The sequence below is a fragment of the Sphaerospermopsis sp. FACHB-1094 genome, assembly GCF_014696195.1.
GTDB lineage: Bacteria > Cyanobacteriota > Cyanobacteriia > Cyanobacteriales > Nostocaceae > Sphaerospermopsis > Sphaerospermopsis kisseleviana.
In genome coordinates this window covers 1-5,837 of sequence record NZ_JACJPT010000189.1, presented here as the reverse complement: position 1 = coordinate 5,837, position 5,837 = coordinate 1, and the positions used below count along the sequence as shown (strand labels likewise).

Below are 5,837 nucleotides of genomic sequence, written 5' to 3'. Positions count from 1 at the left end.
TAGTCATAGGGCGAAGCATTCGGAAAATAATCTTGTCGTCAAATTGAGAATTGATCGCCCGAATGCTTCGCCCCTACAGGAAATAATCTTGTCGTCAAATTAATAAATAATCACCAATCACCCATCACCCATCACCCATCACCTTAATATTCACTTTGCTGTTTAATTATCTCAAATATACTTTCTAAATCTTCCGGTTTGATATATTTCTTAATAGCGTTTTTAATTAACCTTTCTTTCATTTTGTTTCCCCTCCAACTATCTTGTTTACTATTCCTCACTGCTGCATCTATATCTAACGCTAATTCTTCATTTTGATCTAAATTATCATATAATGATCTTTTAGCAGGTGTATCTAAACTCTCAGGATATTGGGATGATGTACTTGGTTGTTGAATTTGTTTAGCTAGGGCGACTATTTTTTGTAAGTATTCTTGATATGCTAGAGTTTCATCTTGACGGATCGCTATTAATTCATTTAATAAAATTGATATTTTCTCAAAGTATTTGGGGTTGGTGGGTTCTTGTTCTATGATTAACTTTCGCAGATTATTTTCTATAGTTTCTGCAACAGCAGTTTGATTATTTCTAATTCCTGGAGGTAAGCTATTTACTGCACTCACTCCATTGTTAACTATTAATTCTACTAAAGTCAAATTTTCAAAGTTGGCTAAAATTTGACTTTCTTTTGCACCAATATAACTATCTATCAGGTGACGCATATCATTTTGATAAACTTTAAAATCTATTTTATCACCGCTTGCTAGTTTAATTTCTTCTGAGACAATTTGATAATGTTTGACTTCTTGTTGAATATCAAAAATTTCTCTGGTTGTATATCCTGCGGTTTCTAGTTCGTTGGCAATATTAGCATATTTTCTGACTAGGGCAGCAACACTTTTATATAATACTAATCTTCTGGGTTCGGTGGTTTGTAAATCTTCTGGGTTTTGGGTATTGCCACAAAAATATTTAATATAATCTGGGGTATCATAAGGGTATTTTACAGGTTCACAAAGGGCTTTTACTGCTTCTCTGGCGGTTTCTAGGTCATTTTTGCCTTTTTCTAATCTATCAGTTAATAAGCCGTTTATATCATCGCTGTCATATTCACTAAATGCTGCTGATGTGTAATCATAAACTGATTTTTCTAAACTTTTAAATAGGTCTTTATAATCTATAATATAACCATATTCTTTGTCTGGTGTATGTAATCGGTTGACTCGACAAACTGCTTGAAATAAATCATGATCTCTCATGGATTTATCTATATATAAATATGTTGCTGGTGGTGCATCAAAACCAGTTAATAGTTTATTGACGACTATTAATAATTTCATCTTTTCAGGATGGTGAACAAAGTCGTTTTTTACCTCTGTTTCAAATTTGTCTGGTTTTTGTCCGTTGAGCATTTTTTGATAGATTTCATATTGATGTATTTTGTCGGTTTTTCCTTCACCTGTGGTTTCTCCTTTGATGCTTTGCAGTGAACCATCATAAGATGTAATAATGGCGCATTTGCTAAAACCTGCATTTTGGAAAATTTCATAATATTTACACGCTTCGTAAATACTTCCAGCTACTAAAATGGCGTTACCTTTACTATTTTGTAATCTGTCTTTTGTGCTAAAATCTAACATGATGTCTTTGACTATGATCTCTAGTCGAGATTTGGAACTGAGGATTTTTTGCATTGTTCCCCAGCGTTTTTTGAGTTCTGCTTTTGCGGTTTCTGTTAATTGTTTGGTTTTACTTTCAAACCATTGGTCAATTTTGCTTTGAGAGGTGATATACTGCTCTACATGACGAGCTTCATAACGTAAGTCTAAAACTACTTGATCCTCTACTGCTTCGTTAAATTTATAGGTGTGAATATAGTTACCAAAAACTTCGATGCTTTTTTGTTTGTCTTGTTTTAATAATGGTGTTCCTGTAAAACCGATAAATAAAGCATTTGGTAATATTTTTTTCATAGCTTTATGTAATTTACCGGACTGGGTGCGGTGACATTCATCGACAAATACATAAAATTCTCCCTGGGGTTGGAAGTTTTGCGGGAGGTTGCGTTTTATTTGTTTGATAAATTCTTGATAATCTTTTGATTCGTTGTTACTGTTATTTTTCCCGAATTTATGTATTAAGGAACAAATTAATGAGGGTGTGGTATTTTGTAATTGGGTAATGAGGTCTTGACTGCTTTGGGTGCGGTAAATGTTTTCATTGACACCTAAAAAAATACTTTCAATTTGTCCATCTAGTTCTTCGCGGTCTGTAATTATTAATACTCTGGCATTGGGGTTATATTCTCGTATCCATTTGGTTAACCAGACCATTGTTAAGCTTTTTCCGCTGCCTTGGGTGTGCCAGATAATACCACCCTCTCGACGTTTGATATACTCTTGGGCGGCTTTTATACCTAAGTATTGATGAGAGCGACAGATTTTTTTAATACCGCTATCAAATAAGGTGAAGTCGTGGATAATTTCTAGAAAGCGGTGTTTTTCGCATAGTTGCAGCAGGTGTTGATCTAAGATGTTGGTAATATTTAGGGTGTTGATAATTTCGCTGTGGGTGTCTTCTTTCCAGGTAAGGTAATATTTTTCTGGGGTTTCAATTGTTCCATAACGTAGTCCTTGGGTGTCGTTACCTGCCATGACTAGCTGTATGGTGTTAAAGAAGGGTTTAATAAATATTGATTTTTGATTGTCTAGATTTTGGCGAATTGCTTCGGAAACAGGTACAGTGCTACGTTTTAGTTCCAGCACTGCTAAAGCGATACCGTTAATGTATAAAACTATATCTGGTCGTTTGGTGTTTTCCCCTTTGATGCTGACTTCTTCAGCAATGTAAAAGCTATTTTTTAAGGGTTCTTCCCAGTTGATCAGGTAAAGGGTTTGTGTGTTTTCCCCTGCTTCGGGTTTGATTTTGATACCGTAACGTAGGAGGGTGTATATTTCTTTGTTGATGTTGTAGAGGTTTTGGGTTTTGTCGTTGGTGTGTTTGGTTAGTTCGTGAAGTGCTTTGTTGATGAGGTCTGGGGGGTATTTTTGAATGTCTCGTAAAAATGTGGTGAGTAAGTCGGTTTCTATGTTGCTGTTGTTTGCGCGGTTGTACCAGTTTCCTATGTATTGATAACCTAGTTTTTGGGTGAGTAGTGCGATGACTCGGTTCTGGGTTGCGCGTTCTGGTTGTCCGACTTCGTTCATGGTTTTTACTGTTTATTTTTTAGTATATTATTTTTCGCGCAGAGTCGCAGAGGCGCAGAGAGGGGTTTTTGTAATAGACATAGTGCAAAAAGGTATAATTATTTTATGGCATTATATCATCTAATTTAAGTTTTAATTCTGGAAATAGTGGAGAAAAAATACTCTCTCCTAAGCGATATTTTTGTTGTTGATATACTCCATTAATTAATTGACAAATTGTTAATGTCGGTTGTTTTGGGTTGCCTATAAATTGTATTCCTCCTAATGCACGAAAGTCTAATATCCAATAGTCTGGTATTTCTAAAAAGGCATATTCTTCTATTTTTCTAGCATAGTCATCTTGCCAGTTTGTACTGACAACTTCCGCAACTAATTTAATGGTTTTACCGTTACAAATTATTGGTTCTTTTTGCCAAAGTGGTTCTTGACTCAGTTGGTTTTTATCTAATACAATGACATCGGGACGGAGTGCTGTAGCTTCCGCAGCAGGGGGTTTAATTAAGCAAGTTTTTGGTATTAACCAGTTTAATTTATGATATATAATTTGTGTGTAAATTCTCCCGGCTATATTTCCCGCGACTTCTTCATGGGGTCCTGTTGGTTCTATGTCTCTGAGTTCTCCATCAATTAGTTCATAACGGGTATTTTCCCCATATTCTGTTAAAAATTGCTCAAAGGTGAGTGCTTTTATTGGGGTATAAGTCATAAGTTTATATTGTATTTGCGTTTGGTTTTATTTTAACTAATTTTTAATTCCTATTCAAAATTACTGATTTTATTGTGTCTTTGTTTCGCGCAATATCCGTCAGGAGATCCCGCAGGGTAGTCGCTAAGGTGCAAAGGTTAAAGGTTAGGTTTCTTGTGGTTCTGTGATAATTGCTAAACCTGCTAAAATTTGTCTAATTCTTTCTTTGGATAGTGTACCGATTTTTTCAGTTAATAAGGATTTATCAACTGTAAAAATTTGTGATACATTGACTACGCTTTGTTTATCTAAATTAGCTTCTCCTAATTCTAGTAAAACATTCCCTATGGCTTTTCCTCGTCTCAAGTTAGAAGTTAATGCACAAACTATCACTGTCCTAATTTGAGAATTATTGATTAAATCATTTTGAATAACTACATAAGGACGCAGATAAGCGGTTTCTGAACCTATGGGTTCTCCTAAGTCGATCCAGTATATATCACCTTGTTTGATTACCATTCTTTTTGTTGTATTTTCCCTTGATGATGTCTCATTTTTTCTAACATGATTTGTTCTGGTTCATCTAAACCATCTGCATAAGCTTCATTGATACTTTCTAATATTTGATGTTGTTTTTTACGGTGCAAATATTCCTCTATTGCAATAGCAAACAATTTACTGCGGGGTATTTTCATTGCTGTTGCTAATGCATTGACTTGATCATATAATGATTGTTCTATGGAAATGGCTGTTTTAATGCTGGTCATTTGGTTATACCTTTTGTATGATGTGGGGTATAACTTTATTTTACTGTGTTTTTATAATTTTGGCAATCAAGAAATTAATCAACAGATATTGTCAGGGTTTAGCATTGCTAAAACCCTACGGAAAATGTGGGTTTTCTACTATATGGGTTTCGCGCAAAGGTGCAAAGTCGCTAAGGAAGATCATATAATTATCAATTGTCAATTATCAATTATCAATTATTCTCGTTTTTCCTGTTAGTAGTTGTTGCATCATTCCCTGTTTGATGTTTTTGTATTTTTCTCTTTTCTTTTCTAATGCTTTTATTTCTTTATCCATTTCTGTAACGATATTTTTGTTTTTGATATACTCTAAAGCATCTGATAAAATACAACTATTCAATAATTTCTTCATATTCGTTGGTGTCTTCTACTTGGTTCATTTCTGCAAAAACATCTGCTAAGGTTTGGTTATCTAACCATTGATGACGTTCTTTGGTATAGTCTCCTTTTCCTGGACTTAGATATTGAATAAATCTAATTGTATCAGCTACTCCTAAAGATTTGATTAAAGCATCATAACCTTGTTTGATAATTTCATTGTGAGTTTTCATCATTATTTTCCTCTAGTTGTATTACTTCTGCTAACCATTGCACCGGGTTATCAATTCTAACATTCACTAATTGAGAATTTGCCTTTGCTTTTTTAATTAGTCTATCATCTGTAGTGAGAAATACATCGGCGTTACTCCTTTCTGCACTAGCGATATGAGTAGCATCATAGCTGGAAAATCCTAATTGTTGTAGTTCGGTTGATCTGGTTTCAATAAAATGACTATTAATTACTTTTATTTTAGCAATAGAAAGCATTTTTTTGACATTTTTTAGTCTTTCTAGGTCTGGGGTTTGGTTTAATTCGGCAATTAAAGCAGTGCTGTTAATTAATTTCCAGTTTCCTGACTGACATTGATTTATAATTGTTATTACTGATTGTGATTCTAAGTAAATACGCGGTTGGCTTTGATCGTCAAAAGGACGATTTAAACAACAAACATCTAAATATATTTTATATTTTTTGTTCATATTTATCTATACTCTAAATCAGAAATGTTGAATGTCGTTACAAAAGTTTACATATTCAGTTATAGTAGTCCTATTAAGGGTGAAAATGTCAACATCTCATGATATCTTCCATCCAATGAA

At 34.0% G+C, this 5,837-nt stretch carries 7 protein-coding genes; all 7 read right to left on the bottom strand.

Annotated features, from left to right (window positions below; all coding sequences use genetic code 11):
• Positions 1 to 143 precede the first annotated feature (143 nt).
• Positions 144 to 3,206 (bottom strand): HsdR family type I site-specific deoxyribonuclease, encoded by a 3,063-nt coding sequence (locus H6F47_RS26585; RefSeq protein ID WP_190651737.1) that lies wholly within the window; start codon positions 3,204 to 3,206, stop codon positions 144 to 146.
• 103 nt (positions 3,207 to 3,309) lie between these two features.
• Positions 3,310 to 3,912 carry a Uma2 family endonuclease gene (locus H6F47_RS26580; protein ID WP_190651735.1) on the bottom strand — a complete coding sequence of 201 codons (603 nt, stop codon included), beginning with the start codon at positions 3,910 to 3,912 and terminating at the stop codon, positions 3,310 to 3,312.
• A gap of 144 nt (positions 3,913 to 4,056) precedes the next feature.
• Positions 4,057 to 4,410, bottom strand: coding sequence for a type II toxin-antitoxin system PemK/MazF family toxin (locus H6F47_RS26575; RefSeq protein WP_190651733.1), 354 nt, complete (start codon positions 4,408 to 4,410; stop codon positions 4,057 to 4,059).
• Positions 4,404 to 4,658: a ribbon-helix-helix protein, CopG family gene (locus H6F47_RS26570; RefSeq protein ID WP_187038366.1), complete on the bottom strand. Its 255-nt coding sequence runs from the start codon at positions 4,656 to 4,658 to the stop codon at positions 4,404 to 4,406. The genes H6F47_RS26575 and H6F47_RS26570 overlap by 7 nt, the downstream gene beginning before the upstream one ends.
• A 205-nt stretch (positions 4,659 to 4,863) precedes the next feature.
• Positions 4,864 to 5,049, bottom strand: a complete 186-nt coding sequence (locus tag H6F47_RS26565; protein WP_190348297.1) for a hypothetical protein — start codon at positions 5,047 to 5,049, stop codon at positions 4,864 to 4,866.
• Entirely contained in the window at positions 5,030 to 5,248 is a 219-nt protein-coding gene (locus H6F47_RS26560; RefSeq protein ID WP_190348304.1) for a hypothetical protein, read from the bottom strand. The genes H6F47_RS26565 and H6F47_RS26560 overlap by 20 nt, the downstream gene beginning before the upstream one ends.
• Positions 5,232 to 5,717, bottom strand: coding sequence for a PIN domain-containing protein (locus H6F47_RS26555; protein WP_190651731.1), 486 nt, complete (start codon positions 5,715 to 5,717; stop codon positions 5,232 to 5,234). The genes H6F47_RS26560 and H6F47_RS26555 overlap by 17 nt, the downstream gene beginning before the upstream one ends.
• Positions 5,718 to 5,837: the final 120 nt, after the last annotated feature.